The sequence below is a fragment of the Enterococcus sp. DIV0174 genome (assembly GCF_050529065.1).
GTDB lineage: Bacteria > Bacillota > Bacilli > Lactobacillales > Enterococcaceae > Enterococcus_B > Enterococcus_B thailandicus.
This window is the reverse complement of record NZ_CP172881.1, coordinates 1909665-1927562: the sequence shown is the minus strand read 5'-3', so window position 1 is coordinate 1927562 and position 17898 is coordinate 1909665. Positions and strand designations below refer to the sequence as shown.

The window sequence follows — 17898 nt, the reverse complement described above, 5'->3', positions numbered from 1 at the left end:
TCAAAAAAGTTGTGACAAAAAGCAATTTGATTTTTATCACAACTTTCAGTTTTACAATCGGGTAATGGACTATTTCATGTGTTTTACACGAGAAGAAATTTCTTTATGACGTCCATGAACCATTGGGCGAGCTTGTGGATTACCTAAATAACCACAAGTACGTTTAACAACGTCACAAGTTTTTGGATCGTGGTTGCCACATTCAGGACATTCAAAACCACGTTCTGTTGGAGTGAAATCACCTTCAAAACCACATTCATAGCAGTGGTCGATTGGTGTATTTGTTCCAAGGTAACCAACTTTGTCGTAAGCATAGTCCCAAACAGCTTCCAATGCTTTTGGATTCTGTTGCAACATTGGATACTCACAATAGTGGATGAAACCACCAGAACAATATTGTGGGTAATCTTTTTCAAAATCAAGTTTTTCAAAAGGTGTTGGATTTTTACGAACATCGTAATGGAAACTGTTTGTATAGTATTCTTTGTCTGTAATGTTATCAATGATGCCAAACTTTTCAGTATCTAAACGACAGAAACGATCAGTTAAACTTTCACTTGGTGTTGAATATACACTAAAGTGATAGCCATATTCATCACCCCAATTATCTGCATTGGCTTTTAATTTTTTAAGAATAGCTAAGGTAAATTCTTTTGCTTCCGGATCTGATTCCCACTCACCACCATAAAAAGCAGAGGCGACTTCGTATAAACCAATATAACCAAGAGAGACAGTTGCCCGACGGTTTTTGAATAATTCATCAACGGCATCTGTACGTGACAGACGTTTGCCAAAAGCACCATACATATATAGAATAGGCGCATTCGCAGGAATAGCTTCTTTACAACGTTCTACACGATAAACAAGTGCGTCTTTCATGATTTCAAGACGGTCAGATAATAATTGCCAAAACTTTTCTTGATTTCCTTTTGCTTCAATTGCAATTCGAGGCAAGTTTAGTGTGACAACACCTAGATTCATGCGTCCTACATTGATTTCTGTTCCATTTTCGTCTTTCCAGCCTTGTAAAAATGAGCGACAACCCATTGGGACTTTGAAGCTACCAGTTAGTTCAACGATTTTATCGTAATTTAAAATATCTGGATACATCCGTTTAGTTGCACATTCCAAAGCTAATTCTTTGATATCATAGTTTGGATCAGTTGGAGCAAGATTCACGCCAGCTTTGAGGGTAAAAATAAGTTTTGGAAAAATAGCTGTCCGCTTTTCGCTTCCAAGTCCGTTGATTCGAATTTGTAGAATGGCTTTTTGAATTTCACGTTCAAACCAATTTTCACCAAGACCAAAGCCAAGAGAAGTAAAAGGTGTTTGTCCGTTAGAGGTAAACAGCGTATTGATTTCATATTCTAAACTTTGCATCGCATCAAAAATATCTTTTTTCGTTTTTGATTTGGCATAAGCTTCTTGTCGCTCAGTTGTTTCGACCCATTCTTTTGCATCTTTTAAATGTTTTTGGTAATTTAATTCAGCAAATGGGGCAAGTAATTCATCTGTACGGTCTGCCGAGCAGCCACCATATTGGCTAGAAGCTACGTTGGCGATGATTTGTGAGATTTGGGCAGTTGCTGTTTGAATTGATTTTGGTGATTCAACTTCAGCATTTCCAATTTTAAACCCATTATTTAACATGCCTTTAAAGTCGATCAAACAGCAATTAGTCATTGGTGTATATGGATGATAGTCCAAATCGTGATAATGGATATCGCCTTTTTGATGTGCATTGGCAATATGAGGAGGTAACATCTTCAAGCCAATTGACTTACCAACGATTCCGGCAGTCAAATCACGTTGCGTGTTAAAAACATTGCTGTCTTTGTTCGCATTTTCATTGACGACTGTTTGATCCTTGTTAATCAATTTTTCGATGGAAAAGTTAATATCAGTTGCTTTGCTACGTTCAAAATCACGGCGTGTCCGATAATTGATATATTCTTCAGCAAGTTCATATTCATTTTTTTCAAGTAGAATGTGTTCAACGATATTTTGAACTTCATAGATTTTAACATTTTCAACAAAACGACTATTGATTTCAGTAACGACTAAATCAACGATTGTCTGAATACGTTCATAGGCAAGTGGAGATAAAGAGCCATGAACTTTCTTTTCAGCTTTCACTAGTGCTTCATTAATTTTTTGTTCATCAAAGTCGACGTGACGACCATCACGTTTGATGATTTTGATTGTTGATGCTTGTACTTCATTGGCTGGAATTTCTTTATAGTTTACCTTCATCTTCTCAACTCCTACTAAATTGTTCTTGTCTATCATAAAACAAATCAGTGAAACGGGCAACTATATGTAGTGGGTTTGTCGATGTATAAATAAGTGAATATACCATATATGGTGTATATTTCCTTGTGAAAAAAAGTGAAAACGTGAAAGTACAGGATTTATAAAATGAATAAAAAAAAATTAAAAAAATAAAAAAACATTTTTTTTGCTCCAAGTGACAAAAACTAAAGAGAAAAAAACAAAAGACTATGCTACGATGCAAGTATAATAAAAGTAGTGAGGAATATTTTAGGAGGGCAAACACATGGAACGAATGATTGAGGTGAAACATCTCAGTAAAATTTATGGAAATAAATTAGCACCCGTCAAAGTACTAGACAATCTTTCTTTCACTGTGGACGAAGGAGAATTCGTAGGAATCATGGGTCCAAGTGGTGCAGGGAAAACAACTTTGATGAATATTTTATCGACGATCAGTTTGCCAACTATGGGAAGTGTCACGATTGAAGGAAAAGAAATCACTAAAATGAAGAGTAGTCAGCTTAGTGATTTTAGACGAAAGCAATTAGGCTTTATTTTTCAGGAATTTAATTTAGTAGATACCTTGAATGCAAAAGATAATATTTTGTTGCCTTTAGCAGTGGAACGAATACCGAAAGAAGAAATGGAGCGTCGTGTCTTACATGTGGCACAGCTACTCGATATTGAAGAAATCATGAAACGCTACCCAGATGAATTATCGGTTGGACAACGCCAGCGAATTGCGGCGGCGCGTGCCTTGGTTGTTCATCCAAAAGTTATTTTTGCAGATGAACCAACAGGATCTCTTGATTCAAAATCAGCAACAGAATTATTAAATTATTTAACGTTGATGAATCAAAAAGAAAAAGCAACTGTTTTGATGGTGACCCATGATCCTTACACCGCAAGTTATTGTAATCGCATTTTATTTATCAAAGACGGTGTGATTTTTTCTGAAGTTGTTCGTCGTGGCTCGCGAAGTGAATTTTTTGAAAAAGTGATCGATATGCAAGCGACAATCGGGGGAGGTGGCAAAATCAATGCTTTATAAGTTGGCTGCCAGAAGTTTACTTAGACAGTCGCGAGGGTACTTGATTTATTTTTTTAGTCTGACCTTTTCAGTTATGATTTATTATTCCTTCAATTCGATGACGTACGATCAATCGTTAGTTCGCCGTGCCAGTCAAGATGGTTCTATTGACGGTGCACTCGGTTTTGGAACGTTCATGATTACCTTGGTATTACTGTTTTTTGTTTTTAGTGCGAATCGTTTTTTTCTAAACCGTCGTGAAAAAGAAATCGGTATCTATCAATTGTTTGGTGTAAGTAAGTTTCAGATTTCTTCTATCTATCTGATTGAAACGATGGTGATTGGCTTATTTTCTTGTATAACAGGAATTCTGTTAGGAATTATTTTTTCAAAACTCTTTCAAATGATTTTAGTCCGAATGATGCGAATGCAAATTACTAGTCCATTTTTTGTCTCTTGGTCGTCCATTGTCGATACGTTGGTTGCATTTTTTCTGATTATTTTGATTGTGTCGGTACACTCGACTTGGAAGATTTGGCGTTACCCGATGATTCAAAGCTTTGGTAATACAGAGCGAGTGGTTAGTAAAAAAATGCGTTTGCGAACCAGACATCGTTTGTTGGGTATTATCGGCTTATTTCTGCTGACAAGTGGTTATTTTGGGGCAATTCATTTTCGAGAGTACTTGACTTGGTTAGTTGAAAATGGTGCTCAATTTGGGTTGATTTTTAGTTATCCCTTCTTGATTTTTATCCTATGCGTGATTGGTACGTATCTGTTTTTCTGTTTTTCTTTACGCTTCTTGCTCAATAGTTTTAGTAAATGGAAAGTTAGTTACCGTGGAATTAATCTGTTGATGATTGGCAATACTCAGATCCATCTGATGAAAGGCTGGCGAACAAGTTCCTTGATTACGTTGATCTTAGGTGTTTCTTTAGCTACGATTGGTGGGGTGACTTCCTTATCTACCTTATTGACGCATACAACGGACATTGAAAACGCAACGGATTATCAATTAGATGCCCAAACAGCTGAGTTTATTGCACCGATTTTAGCTAAAGAAAAGCAAAAAATTACACAAGAAATGATATTGAACTATAAAGTAGTTGGAAGTGTACATGATTTTCGTCTTGGACAAGTAGAAGATGGGCAAGAGTTTCAACTGGTGAATTTAATTACAGAGAAAGAATATCAAGACTTCCGAAAAATGAATCCTCGATTGCCAAACATTCGATTGAAGTCGGATAAGCACACGGTATTGTTGGATGAAGTCCAGTCATTAGTGAGAAATATTTCGATTTATGGAAAGGGAATCTACCTGCCGAATCAAACAGCTTTGAAAATTCAATCCATCCATCCTGATGTCTTAGGTGAGAGCGCGATGCGTTACAGTGGCCCAACATTGATTGTCAGTGAGAAAATTTATCACGCAACACCAGGAGCGGCGTATCAAGTTGTTCATTGGAATGTAACTGGTGGAAATAATGAAGCTATTAATGAGATTTTGGATCGAAAAGTTGAAATCAACTGGAATCATTCTGTTGCGTATCAATATGAAATCAATCAGCAGCAATTGACTGGGAAAATCGTTGCAAAAGTTACAGAAGACGATGAGGCATTTGAAGATAGTTCAACGGAAGATTTTGCTGATACGAGTAAAGAAACAGGGCAGTCCGCACGCTTGAATTTTACAGCAAGGTATCCACAGATGCGTTCGGTTTATCGCCAAACGGGGAGTTACACGTTTGTTTCGTTATTCGTTGGGATGATTGTTGTCATTACGACGGGTAGTATCTTAATGGTACGGCAGTTAGCAGAAGCAGAAGAAGAAAAAGGAAATTATCATTTACTTACGAAACTAGGTATCCCACAAAGAAGAGTAAGTTTGATGATTTATGGGCAAAATGCGATTACCTTTTTCCCGTCAATGATTTTAGGTATTTTGCATGCCGTTTTTGCAATTAATGTCTTTGCTCAATACATTAAGACTGCTGATTACTGGCTTGCATACTTAGTCTGTGGACTACTTGTGGTTGTCTATGTGCTGCTTTATGTGATTACTTGTCGTTGGTACTATCGAATTATCAAAGAATAAATAAAATGAAACCCACAACACTTTTATCGATGGACAGTCGATAGGAGTGTTGTTTTTTTGTGCGTTGAATAGGAGAAAGTGAAGGAGTAATGCTTGCAGGGAGAATTACTAAAAATAGGTTGGAAAAAAGTTTAAATTTTTTTGAAGGAATTAGAAAAATTTCTGTTAATTTTTATTTTTATTTTTTGACATAATCCTTATTTCTCAACCTTGTGACAAAAGTGTTAGCCTGAAATCGCTTATCGTAAGCTAGATAGATGTCCCCTTAGACGAAAAATCGTTAAAATTTCTGTAGAAGTTTGATATGGAGGTGTTTTGATGAAGAAATGGTGGGCACAACCTCAAGTTAATTATTGGGGAAAATTTTTCATTCGCACCCTTTTTTATAGTTTGATATTCCTTGCGCTGATTTATTTGTATCACTATAAAAATATCCAGGGAGGATCCTTTATCTACAATGAGTTTTAGGAGGGACATCATGAAATTTAGCACAATCATTGAAGCAATCGATCGCTGGGGCGTAACTGAGCCAGAACGCGTGGCTTACCGCACGGCGAACGAAGAGTACACATATGGAAAATTGAAAGCAGCATCTGATGCTTTTGCCTATTATTTAGAATCAAATGTAGACGATAAAAAGCCAATCGTCGTATTTGGTAATTTAGAATTTGAAATGCTGGTTGCTTTTTTAGGAGCTGTCAAAGCGGGACACGCCTATTTGCCAATTGAAGAACAGACACCGCAAGAACGAATCGAAGCCATTTTAACGGTGGCGCAGCCAACCTTGATTGTGGGAGTGGGCGAATGGCCAGAAGCATTGAATCAGCAAACAGTTTTAACAAAAAAAGAATTCGTTTCTATTTTTGAAGAGAAAGTTTCATTTCAGCCTAGTCATCCAGTAAACAGGACGGAAAACTTTTATATTATTTTTACTTCGGGAACAACAGGACAACCAAAGGGCGTTCAAATTAGTCACGACAACTTAAAAAGTTTTGTGGAATGGACATTAACAGATTTTACTATCCATCCCGGCATGCGTTTTTTAGCACAGGCACCTTTTTCATTTGACTTATCGGTCTTCTCTATTTATCCAGCATTGGTTTCTGGTGGAATACTTGTTCCATTGGCAAAAGCAGTTATTCAAGATTTCAAGCAATTATTTCAGACTTTGCCACAGTTAAAATTGGAAACATGGGTTTCGACACCGTCCTTTATGGATATTTGTTTGATGGAACCAAACTTTAATGAACAGCATGTTCCTGAACTCGAACAATTTATTTTTTGTGGAGAAGAACTGACGAAAAAAACAGCACAAGAATTATTGAAACGATTTCCCAATGCGGCAATTTACAATACTTATGGTCCAACTGAAGCTACAGTTGCAATTTCTAGTGTTCAAGTTACGCAAGCTGTGTTAGATGCGTATGAACGAATTCCAATTGGTAAAGTGAAATCAGATACAAAAGTAACAATCTTTGCGGAAAATCAGCCTTGTGTAGCCGGTGAAACAGGCGAAATCATTATTTCAGGACCAAGTGTTTCAAAAGGTTATTTGAATAACCCAGAAAAAACGGAAGCAGCATTCTTTGATTATGAAAATCAGGCAAGCTACCGAACAGGTGATGCCGGAAGCTTGACTACAGATGGCATGCTTTTGTATGAAGGTCGTTTGGATTTTCAAGTCAAGTTACATGGTTATCGAATTGAGCTTGGCGACATCGAACATTATTTAGGGATGAATCCAAATGTTAAACAAGCAGTAGTGGTACCTAAATATCAAGGAGTGAAAGTTCAGCAATTGGTTGCGTTTATTGTCTTAGAACAAAAGGTCGAACCATCGTTTCAGTTAACGAAAGCAATTAAACAAGAGCTAGGACAATCAGTGATGGAGTACATGATTCCACAAAGAATCAACTATCTTGATCAATTACCACAAACACCAAACGATAAAATTGATCGTAAGAAATTACTGGCTGAGGTGAATCCAACATGACGATTCCTCATATGATTCCTTATGCGCAACCCTTGTACTTTCTGCTATTGTTGGTTGCGTTAGCACCTATCGTTTTTTCCTTACTCGTACGGAACAAGCGATTACCGATTTATCAGGCAATCGTCACTGTCTTTTTCTTATTCATTAGTTTTGGTGGGGCAGACTGGAAACAAGGAGTTGCTTTAATTGGCTATGTTATCTGGCAGGTAATCTTAGTTTGGCTTTATTTCAGTTATCGCCAGAGAAAGAACGAAACAGTTTGGTTTTACTTAGCAGTATTTTTGGCGATTGCACCTTTGACAATCACCAAGATTATGCCATTACTAACAGATAAGCCAATTTCATTCATCGGATTTCTAGGCATCTCATATCTGACCTTTAAATCCGTTCAGATGATTATGGAGATTCGCGATGGCATGATCAAAGCATATCATCCATTGCGTTATGTCCAATTTTTACTCTTTTTCCCAACCATTTCATCGGGACCAATCGACCGCTATCGTCGTTTTGAAAAGGACGAGTTGCAGCCGCCAAGTACTGAGAAATATGTTGAGTTATTGGGAAAAGGTGTCCAAAATATTTTTGTTGGTTTTCTTTACAAATTTATTATTGGGTATTATCTAGGGCAAGTTCTAGAACCAGCTTTGAAACATATGGTGGTTCATAATGGTGGCATTTCGTGGGCATTACTTGGTTATATGTATGTCTATAGTTTGTATCTATTCTTTGACTTTGCTGGCTATAGTTTGTTTGCGATTGGCACGAGCTATCTCATGGGTTATGAGACACCAATCAACTTTAACAAACCGTTTTTATCTTGGAACATCAAAGAATTCTGGAATCGTTGGCACATGACGTTATCTTTTTGGTTTAGAGATTATATTTATATGCGCCTGATGTTTTTCTTGATGAAGAATAAAGTTTTTAAAAGCAAAATCGTTGCCTCTAATGTTGGCTACTTTGTGTTATTTCTAATCATGGGTGTCTGGCATGGGTTAACTTGGTTTTACATTGTTTACGGGATTTACCACGCAACTTTGATTTGTCTGACCGATGCGTGGATTCGTTTCAAACGCAAGCACAAAGGTCAGTTACCTGCAAATAAGTTGACACACGCATTTGCAGTTTTCTTAACATTTCAGGCAATCTGTTTTGGTTTGTTGATCTTTTCAGGAATTTTAAATACCTTACTTTTTGCTTGATCTTTGATTCAACAAAAGAAAATTACATTTATTAAAAGGAGAGAATACACATGGGGGAACAAATTTTAACAATTTTAACAGAAATTACTGGAACGGATGAGGTTCGAAACAATCGCGATATGAACTTATTTGATGAAGGACTACTTGATTCACTTGCAACTGTTCAACTATTAGTAGAATTAGATGGCGAGTTAGGAATTCAAGTACCTGTTTCTGAATTTGAACGTGAAGAGTGGGCGACTCCAAATAAAATTATTGCACAAGCGGAAAACTTAAAGGATTAATGATGAAAAAGAAGCTTTTTGCCATATTTGGACCAGTTGTTTTGGCAATCGGATTATTAGTTTTCTTATTTATTTCGCCCTATCGTGTGAATGTAAATGATCCAAAAGTTATTCATGAAGCAGCTAGTTCAATGTCTGGTAATTTGTTGAAGGGGGACGCTATCAAAAACGAAGCGTTAGCCGAAGAAAAATATGTGCCCTTCTTTGGTTCAAGCGAACTAAGTCGAATCAGCCCTTTCCACCCTAGTGTTTTAGCAAAAAAATATCAGCGTGACTACGAACCTTTTTTATTAGGCGCACCAGGTACCCAATCGTTTAGTCAATTTATGTTGATGCAATCTGCTGGAAGTCATTTGAAAGATAAGAAAGCAGTCTTTATTATTTCCCCTCAGTGGTTTGTTAAGAAGGGGGTAAGTAAAGATTACTTCAATATGTATTATTCAGAGTTACAAACATATGATTGGCTCTTTGGATTGAAAAAAGTGACATCAGCTGACCGCTATGTAGCTCGCCGATTGCTTAGCTTTCCTAAAGTAACAGAAAACCAAACGCTGACTGAGTTGCTCCAACAAATCAAAGCTGGTCGGTTGCCAACTGAGAAAAGTCGTAAGAAACTCTATCCAGCGTGGCAGTTATTGAAAAGAGAAGATGAATTATTTAGTCAGATTGGACTAGTTGGGAAGCAAAAACGAATTGATCATGCAACTGGACAATTACCAGAAGTTTATCAAGATACACAATTGAAAAAACTAGCAAATAAAATTGGTGAAAAATCGACGAATAATAATCCATATGGACTAAAAAATGAATTTTATACGCATCGCGTACGTCCAGAAATTGAAAAATTAAAGCAGTCACAGACAAACTGGGACTATCGTTGCTCACCAGAGTTTTCAGATTTTCAGTTAGTTTTGGAACAATTTGCTAAACAAAAAATGCAAGTGATGTTCATCATTCCACCAGTGAATGAAAAATGGAGTGATTACACTGGATTGTCTCAAGAGATGTTGCAACAATTTGCGAAAAAAGTGAAATTCCAATTAACCAGTCAAGGCTTTGAACAAGTTGTTGATCTAACAAATCAAGCAAATACACCCTATTTTATGGAAGACACAATTCATTTAGGTTGGCAAGGTTGGTTAGCCGCCGATCAAAAAATTGCACCTTTTTTAGCAGAAAAGCAAGCACCTGTTCATTACAAGTTGGATAATGCTTTTTATAGTAAAGAGTGGCAACAAAAAGAGCCAGATAAGTTAAATTAACGATTAAGTAGGTCGAAAGTTGCGGCAACAAGTAAGCCATACGGGATTTCCCCTAAAAATAGCCACTCGTATTTGTAGAGGAAAAAGATTGATTGCCCAAGTGGCTGCTTGGGGAATACCATTTATTCTGAAAAAAAGAGGTATGACACGAATTTTGTCATACCTCTTTTTCTTTTTTTCATGATTTTCTTGAAAACCTTTTTCTCCATTCTTGCAGAGAAATGGTATAATTTAGTTTACTAAATAAGAAAAGAGGGAACGAGTTTGGATAAAAAGGAAGAAGAATTATTAATCAAATTAACATCTGCTAAAGGTGTACCTGGAAATGAAGAAGAAGTGCGCGAAGTTTTCAAAGAGTATGCGCAATCATTTGCGGATGATATTTTCTTTGATGGGTTAGGAAGCGTCATTGCAAAGCATGGTGCTGGCGGCGGACCAAAAGTTTTTATTTCTGGTCACATGGATGAAGTCGGTTTCATGGTTACAAAAATTACAGAAAAAGGTTTCTTAGAATTTCAAACACTTGGTGGCTGGTGGGGACAAGTAATGCTTGCACAACAAGTTGAAATCAAAACACAAGCGGGAGATGTGATCCATGGTGTGATTGGTTCAAAACCGCCTCACGTTTTAACGCCCGCAGTTAGAAATAAACCATATGATATCAAGGACATGTTTATTGATATTGGTGCAACGAGTGACAAGGAAGCTAAAGAGTGGGGCATTCGACCTGGAGATATGGTTACGCCTTATATTGAATATAAACGATTAAATGGTGGCAAATTTTTATTAGCCAAAGCTTGGGACAATCGAATTGGAACAGCCGTTTCTTTACGAGTTTTAGAAAACTTAGCCAAAGAAGGTCATCCGAATGTTTTATTTGCAGGTAGTGATGTTCAAGAAGAAGTTGGCTTACGTGGTGCACGAACAAGTACCCATTTGGTAAATCCAGATATTGCTTTTGCATTAGACACGGGAACAGCCGGTGATACACCAGGAATGACACCAAAAGAAGCAGATTCTGTTTTAGGAAAAGGTCCACAAATCTTGATTTTTGACGCTTCAATGATTCCGCATAAAAAATTATTGAACTTTGTGATTGATGTAGCAGAAGAACTGGAGATTCCTTTCCAATATACAGTCATTACTGGTGGAGGAACAGATGCAGGTCAAATGCATTTAACAAGAGATGGTGTTCCTTCAGTTGCAATCACTGTTCCGGTTCGTTACTTACATTCACATACATCGGTTATTCATGAAGATGACTATTTAAATACAGTCAAATTGGTGACGGAGTTAGTAAAACGTCTAGACCATGAAACTGTTGAAAAGATTCGGAGCTATTAATTGATGAATAAGACGGTAAGCATTTCAGACTATCGTGCGCAGGCGCGTACGGCGTTAAAGGAACAGTGGGGTATTAATGCTGGGCTAATCTTTTTAGCTGGCTTGATCTCGGGCATCATTGAGATGATTTTTGGAAATATGACCTCTTTTGCTCCAGATAGCACGCAAGAAAATATTCTCAACTTTTTGCTAGATAACTTTTTACTATTTGCATTTACTTATTCGCTAGTGTACATTGCTTTATTTGTAATGCGTGGTGGGAAGGCAAAAATGAATCTATTGCTAGTTGTTTTTCAAAAGGAATATTTTGTGCCATTATTGCTGATCCATTTGTTGAACACTGTAGTGAATTGGTTGATTAATTCATTGGTGTTTTTACCAGCAATCTTGATGTCTGGTGTTCGTTCATATGCCAGTTTGATTTTAAATTCATCTGGGACAGTGGCTGTCAGTGTGAGCGAGGGTGGTTTTCTTGATTTTGGTGTCATTTTTGGCATGTTATTGTTACTTTTTATCTCAGTTATCTTGATGAACATTGTGGGTGGTTTATTTCAGTTTGCTGTTTGGGCAAAGTTTGATTATCCAGAATTAACCGTAATGCAAGCACTTCGCTATGCTTGGTATTTGATGAAAGATCGTTGGTTCACTTATATTTTATTGCAGTTGTCATTTGTTGGCTGGTACATTTTAGGAGCGTTGGCTTTAGTCTTTGGTTTATTATGGGTTATTGCATATGTTAACGTGACTGCCGCTGGATTTTACGACCATGCAAGGAATGAAAAAGGCGCACCTGCAGAATATTTTGCACAAGTGTAAGCAGTTTATTCATCGAAAAGATTACTTTTGTGGTAGGATAAGTTTTTGAGGAGGAATGTACGATGAAATTAACGGTTTTAGGCTGTTTAGGTGCCTATCCTTATCAAAATCAAGGAACAACCGGTTATTTATTACAATCTGACAAGTTTCATTTACTAATTGATGCGGGAAGTGCAACGTTAGTTAAACTGGAGGAACATCTTGAACCACTGGATTTGGATGCGGTGATTTTGAGTCACTATCACCATGACCATATTGCGGATTTAGGTGTGTTGCAGTACTATTGGCAACTTCATCCTGAAAAAGACCCAGAGGCAGTATTACCGATTTATGGTCATACGGAAGATGCTTTTCATTTTGCTGAATTAAGTATGCCCGGTGTCTCAGAAGGAATTGCTTATTATGAACCAGAAGAACTAAAAGTGGGGCCGTTTCTCATTACTTTTATGAAGACGATCCATCCAGTTCCTTGCTATGCGATGCGAATCGTAGAAGAAGCTACTGGAAAAGTATTTGTGTTCACTGGTGACTCTGGTTATCTGGAAAGTTTTATTCCGTTTGCACGAGAAGCCGATTTATTTTTAGCAGACACTTATTTATTTGAAGGAAATGAACGCCATCGTGCGCATTTTACGTCAAAAGAGTCCGGTGAGTTGGCACAAGCTGCACAGGTGAAAAAACTTGTTTTGACGCATTTACCTCAATTTGGTGATTTGGAACAACTAAGAAACGAAGCACAAAAAGCTGCTGGTCCAGATGTGATTGTTGAATTGGCAGCTGTCGATAAAGTATTTGAAATCTAGGAGGACGACCATGATTTTTGTACCGAATGAAAACCACGACCCAAGAGTAAATTTAGCAATTGAACAATTTTTATTACAAGAAATGCCTTTAGATGAACCTATTCTACTTTTTTATATCAATGAGCCTTCGATTATTATCGGACGTAATCAAAATACGATTGAAGAAATCAATCGTGACTATGTTGAAGAGCAAGGAATCCATGTGGTTCGCCGACTAAGTGGTGGCGGAGCTGTCTATCACGATCTTGGTAATTTGAATTTCAGTTTTATCATGCCTGATGATGGAAATTCTTTCCGTGATTTTGCAAAAGTTACACAACCAATTATTCAAGCACTTCATGAATTAGGTGTTACAGGTGCCGAGTTAAAAGGTCGAAATGACTTAGTAATTGATGGAATGAAGTTTTCTGGGAATGCAATGTATGCGACAAGTGGCAGAATGTTTGCCCATGGGACAATCATGTTCGATTCCGATATCAATGAAGTTGTTAATGCTTTGAAGGTGAAAAAAGACAAGATTGAATCAAAAGGGATCAAGTCTATTCGTTCACGTGTGACAAATATCAAACCATTCTTGCCAGAAGATAAACAAGAGATGACAACGGAAGAGTTTCGTCAAGAAATCTTATTAAAAATCTTTGGTGTAGAATCAGAGGCTGATATTAAAGAATATCAATTAACTGAAGCTGATTGGGAAAAAATCAATCAAATTTCTGAAGATTATTACAGAAATTGGAATTGGAATTATGGAAAATCACCTGATTTCAATTTTTCTCGTCAAAAACGTTTTCCAATTGGCTCGATTGAAGTTCATTTAGATGTTGCTGATGGATTGATCGACGATGCAAAAATTTATGGTGATTTCTTTGGTTTAGGAAATATCGCTGATGTTGAACAAGCGTTGATTGGTCAAAAATATGAAAAAGCTTCATTAGAGAAAACGGTCGATACAATCGACGTTAAAAAATACTTTGGTGCAATCGAGTCGGAAGACTTACTGTCATTACTTTATTAAAAAGAGTGACCGATTAGTAACCAAAAAAGCTTCCGGGAAATTTTTCCGGAAGCTTTTTTAGTTTTTTAAATGCGAGAAAGTTGAATCGTAACACGATCAAAAATTTCATCTTTTTCTTGAGTTAATTTACCAGAATACTTATCAGTGACAAGCTTTATCATCATTAAATCAAAGTGTTCTTGACTATCTAATTCGGTCGTTATTCCACGGTCAAAAATATTTGTATCATAATGTGCATTGTGTTCACAATGAATAATGAAATCATCATCACTGACACGCATTGAAAGGAAAATTTTTCGCTGTAATGGGTTTTCAATTGCATGTGATTCTCTGAAAGAATGTTCCAAGATATGAATCAATAATTGGGTCAAGTCGTCATCGTGAACAAATAACGTTCCTGGAAGGTCGGCATTAAAATGAATTTCAATACTTTGCTTATTCGCAATTTCTTGATAACGTGCCAAAATCAAATTTGTCAATGAATGACCAGATAAAGAAGTCATAAGCTCAAAATTTTGTGCTTCATCAAGAAGTTCATTCAGATAGTTTTCTGCTTGCTCTGGTTGACTAGTTTGCAACATTGCTTGAATTGTTGTCATTCGATCTAAAAAGTCTAAACGAAGTGTGCTGATTTCCTTCATATGTGCACGTAAGGATTCATAATGCGCCTCAAGCAGCTCAGTTTTAGTTTTTAAAAAATTAGCTTCTCGAATATTTTGATCTACGGCATGGATATGTTCAGAAATACTATAAATGACAATTACTAGCAAAATAATCATATAAAGAATAGTTGACCAGTTGAGTGTGCTAGCGTAATTTCCTAGGGTGCTTTGGATAAACAAGTAGCAGTGGCTAATTGCAATCAGAATGATCCAAGGCGTACAGGAAACGAAAAAACGATTTCCATGATAGGCTTCACCAATACAGGCAAGGGAAGTCACCAGTGTACTGAAAACTCGAATGATACTAATCAATTGCATCATTTCAGGAAGCTCTTCTGGTGTGAAAAGAACATATAAAATGGGTAAGCAAGATAAGAAAACTTGAATAAGACACCAGATTCCAAAAAGCCGTCGATAACGTTCCATGCGTAACGCATAATAAGAAATTAGGAACAATGCACTTAAAACGGTAAAAAGATGCGACAGAGTAGAATGAACGATTGGATCAAATAACAATCCACTCAAAATATCTTCAGACATTGCGCTAAAGCCGACGATTAATGCAAAACAGCTTAAAAAAATCAATGAGAGATCCAGCCGTTGTTGTTTATACATAATATAGATTGCCATAATCAATGTTCCAACCGCTAATAGAATTGCGATAATCATAGTTAAAAACTGTGGTACTGATTTAGAGAAGATAAACGTGACCATTGAAGAGGCAGTGCCAATATAAACTTTTGGTGGGATCCCCGCAAAATTTATGTAAGGAGAGGCAACTTCAATTGATAATTTTTTTCCAACATAATTGTCAGGTAAATCAATGACTGCTAGTGATAACCCAGGATTTTTGGTATTTGCGTCACCTGTTCGTTCGTAAAGAATTTGTTGATCTAATCGAACTTTGATCCATTGATGATTTCCTTTCAACAAGATACTGGCTTGGTCAAGCTTTTTTGTTAAAGTGGTTTCCATCACGAAAGTTTCATTTTTTGAAACTTGGGGCACTTTTTCTAAATACTCACTGTTGTAGCGAGTCTCAGGATCATCCTTTGAATAAAAATCCCAAGCTTGTTGAATTTCTTTTGTTTCATCACTATCGACTGGAGAAAGGATAAAATAGAAGAAATAGCTAATGCCAAATAAAAATAACAAGGATAATGTTATTATAGAAAACCATTTCATTTTTGTTGAAAAAAAATCTTTTTTATTATATGTGTTATTTAAAGGAGTCATATGTAACGGTCCTTTCCAATTGGAGTACATTTAGGTTAAACTTTTTTTTATTTGTAGTCAATGCCTTTATAACACTTAATTAGCTATTTAATTAAGAAAATAAGGAGATTTTCCATTTTTAAATATCAGTTTTCTAATAAAAAAGAAATATAGATAAGAATTTGTGTTATTATATTGTTACTTTAGTAAATTAGGGGATTGAGGTGGAAAACGGTGCCTTTTAACAAAAAAATAACTCTTATTGGCTCGATTGTATTGATTCTATTTTTAGCCATTATCTTATGTATTGTTTTATTGCCACACTTGCTTGGCCTAACACCACAAATTGTTACTGATAAAGATATGGCTCCACTGTATTCAAACGGAAGTGTTGTTTATGTTCGACCACAAAAAGCGGAAGATATTTTAGTTGGTGACGTCATTACTTATTATGAAAATTCTGGTGAGCGAGTGAAAACCCGGCGTGTGGTCGCTGCAGGTGAGAACCAAGAATATTTTTATACGAAAGCAGATACGCAGACACAAGTTGAATCAGGCATGATAAAACCACGAAGTGTAATTGGAAAACCAGTTTTTCAAATTCCCTATGTAGGTGCGCTACTGGCTAAAGATAGCTTTTCGAAAATGAATATCTTGTTTTGGGGTATGGCATTTTGTTTAACTGCTGTCACGACGTGGAATACGGTAGATGAATTTCGGAAAAAGAAAAATTGTAGAATGATTTGATTAAATACTTAGTTCGACAGAATTTCTGTCGAACTTTTTTTGCTAAGAAAAACTTTTAGTAACTTGTACAATAAATTTGTTCTAAGTATAATGTTGGAAAGAGGAGGAGAAGTATGCGCAATGAAATGATGCATCGTCCAGTTATAAAGGAAGAATTACTGGATTTTATGCGAACACAACAAAAAAAATTACCTGGTGAGCTAGGGCTTCTTGAAGAAGAGGCGCATGAGGCAGGAGTTCCTGTCATTCCTCATGAAACGGCACTCTTTTTGAAATTTTTCCTTGGTCAAATGAAACCAGAAAATATATTAGAAATTGGCGCTGCCATAGGCTTCTCGTCTAGCTTGATGGCAACTTCAATTAGTGAGGTAGGCCACGTTACAACGATTGATCGTTTTGATGTAATGATTGAAAAAGCGAAAAAAAATTATGAACGTCTTGGTTTAACAGATAAAGTAACGTTACTTGAAGGACAAGCAGCTGAAATTTTGCCAACATTGATAGGCCCATACGATTTTATTTTTATGGATAGTGCGAAGTCAAAATATATTGAGTTTCTTCCAGAATGTTTGCGTTTATTAAGAAAAGGCGGGGTGCTGATGGTAGATGATATTTTTCAAGGCGGCACAATTTTATTACCAGATGAAGAAATTCCCAGAGGAAAACGAGCAATTCATCGTAAATTAAATGAATTTCTAAGAGTTGTTATGAATCATCCTGGACTAACATCAAGCATCTTGCCGTTGGGTGATGGCGTGATTATGATTACTAAAGAAGCTGATGATGTTTCATTAGCTGAAGTTCAATAAACAATCAGAACTAAGCAATCACTGATTCTAAAAAGAAAATAAAAATAGTTATCTGGCTGGGAAGGAGAGATCCCAGTCTTTTTTGTGAAATTAATTTAGTAAATTGTCTAATCTAAGCCTTCACAAAAAGATACGTAGAAAAAAGCTTTTATTTTGAATTCTATGATTTTGTTGAAAACTTTTTGCAATTAAATAACTAAATTCTTATTGACAGAATCTTTTTGTTTCTCTATAATTACCTTGTTGCGCTAATTCATGTGATAAACATGTGAGGTCATAGTAGCTCAGCTGGATAGAGCATCCGCCTTCTAAGCGGACGGTCGGGGGTTCGAATCCCTCCTGTGACG

At 36.5% G+C, this 17898-nt stretch carries 15 protein-coding genes and 1 tRNA gene; 14 read left to right on the top strand and 2 right to left on the bottom strand.

Annotation, left to right across the window (positions count from 1 at the left end; translation table 11 throughout):
- Positions 1-69: 69 nt before the first annotated feature.
- Positions 70-2253: an anaerobic ribonucleoside-triphosphate reductase gene (gene nrdD / locus IGJ93_RS09170; protein WP_067480422.1), complete on the bottom strand. Its 2184-nt coding sequence runs from the start codon at positions 2251-2253 to the stop codon at positions 70-72.
- 304 nt (positions 2254-2557) lie between these two features.
- Between nrdD and IGJ93_RS09165 the strand changes: the two genes are divergently transcribed.
- From IGJ93_RS09165 to IGJ93_RS09115, 11 genes are all read left to right on the top strand, one after another.
- Complete coding sequence (locus IGJ93_RS09165; RefSeq protein WP_071868189.1) at positions 2558-3325, top strand: ABC transporter ATP-binding protein; 768 nt, start codon at positions 2558-2560, stop codon at positions 3323-3325.
- Positions 3315-5399 carry an ABC transporter permease gene (locus IGJ93_RS09160; protein ID WP_075491624.1) on the top strand — a complete coding sequence of 695 codons (2085 nt, stop codon included), beginning with the start codon at positions 3315-3317 and terminating at the stop codon, positions 5397-5399. The genes IGJ93_RS09165 and IGJ93_RS09160 overlap by 11 nt, the downstream gene beginning before the upstream one ends.
- A 318-nt stretch (positions 5400-5717) precedes the next feature.
- The gene (locus IGJ93_RS09155) at positions 5718-5867 is read left to right on the top strand and encodes a teichoic acid D-Ala incorporation-associated protein DltX (RefSeq protein ID WP_067480430.1); all 150 of its coding nucleotides are present in this window, start codon (positions 5718-5720) and stop codon (positions 5865-5867) included.
- A gap of 10 nt (positions 5868-5877) precedes the next feature.
- Complete coding sequence (gene dltA / locus IGJ93_RS09150; protein WP_075491622.1) at positions 5878-7392, top strand: D-alanine--poly(phosphoribitol) ligase subunit DltA; 1515 nt, start codon at positions 5878-5880, stop codon at positions 7390-7392.
- The gene (dltB, locus tag IGJ93_RS09145) at positions 7389-8594 is read left to right on the top strand and encodes a D-alanyl-lipoteichoic acid biosynthesis protein DltB (protein WP_270344775.1); all 1206 of its coding nucleotides are present in this window, start codon (positions 7389-7391) and stop codon (positions 8592-8594) included. The genes dltA and dltB overlap by 4 nt, the downstream gene beginning before the upstream one ends.
- Positions 8595-8644: 50 nt before the next feature.
- The gene (dltC, locus tag IGJ93_RS09140) at positions 8645-8878 is read left to right on the top strand and encodes a D-alanine--poly(phosphoribitol) ligase subunit DltC (protein ID WP_067480435.1); all 234 of its coding nucleotides are present in this window, start codon (positions 8645-8647) and stop codon (positions 8876-8878) included.
- A gap of 2 nt (positions 8879-8880) precedes the next feature.
- Positions 8881-10140, top strand: coding sequence for a D-alanyl-lipoteichoic acid biosynthesis protein DltD (dltD, locus tag IGJ93_RS09135; protein ID WP_218657891.1), 1260 nt, complete (start codon positions 8881-8883; stop codon positions 10138-10140).
- 264 nt (positions 10141-10404) lie between these two features.
- Positions 10405-11484: a M42 family metallopeptidase gene (locus tag IGJ93_RS09130; RefSeq protein ID WP_067480439.1), complete on the top strand. Its 1080-nt coding sequence runs from the start codon at positions 10405-10407 to the stop codon at positions 11482-11484.
- Between the two features lie 3 nt (positions 11485-11487).
- Complete coding sequence (locus IGJ93_RS09125; protein ID WP_067480442.1) at positions 11488-12300, top strand: DUF975 family protein; 813 nt, start codon at positions 11488-11490, stop codon at positions 12298-12300.
- A gap of 62 nt (positions 12301-12362) precedes the next feature.
- Positions 12363-13103, top strand: coding sequence for an MBL fold metallo-hydrolase (locus tag IGJ93_RS09120; protein WP_067480445.1), 741 nt, complete (start codon positions 12363-12365; stop codon positions 13101-13103).
- A gap of 10 nt (positions 13104-13113) precedes the next feature.
- Positions 13114-14118, top strand: a complete 1005-nt coding sequence (locus IGJ93_RS09115) for a lipoate--protein ligase (protein WP_067480448.1) — start codon at positions 13114-13116, stop codon at positions 14116-14118.
- A 65-nt stretch (positions 14119-14183) separates the two neighbouring features.
- Here IGJ93_RS09115 and IGJ93_RS09110 read toward each other — a convergent pair whose 3' ends face one another.
- Complete coding sequence (locus IGJ93_RS09110; protein WP_067480451.1) at positions 14184-16016, bottom strand: hypothetical protein; 1833 nt, start codon at positions 16014-16016, stop codon at positions 14184-14186.
- Between the two features lie 213 nt (positions 16017-16229).
- On the opposite strand from IGJ93_RS09110, the gene IGJ93_RS09105 reads away from it, so the two are divergent.
- From IGJ93_RS09105 to IGJ93_RS09095, 3 genes are all read left to right on the top strand, one after another.
- Positions 16230-16742, top strand: a complete 513-nt coding sequence (locus tag IGJ93_RS09105) for a signal peptidase I (protein WP_067480455.1) — start codon at positions 16230-16232, stop codon at positions 16740-16742.
- 113 nt (positions 16743-16855) lie between these two features.
- Positions 16856-17551, top strand: coding sequence for an O-methyltransferase (locus IGJ93_RS09100; protein ID WP_067480457.1), 696 nt, complete (start codon positions 16856-16858; stop codon positions 17549-17551).
- A 273-nt stretch (positions 17552-17824) separates the two neighbouring features.
- A tRNA-Arg gene (locus tag IGJ93_RS09095) sits at positions 17825-17898 on the top strand.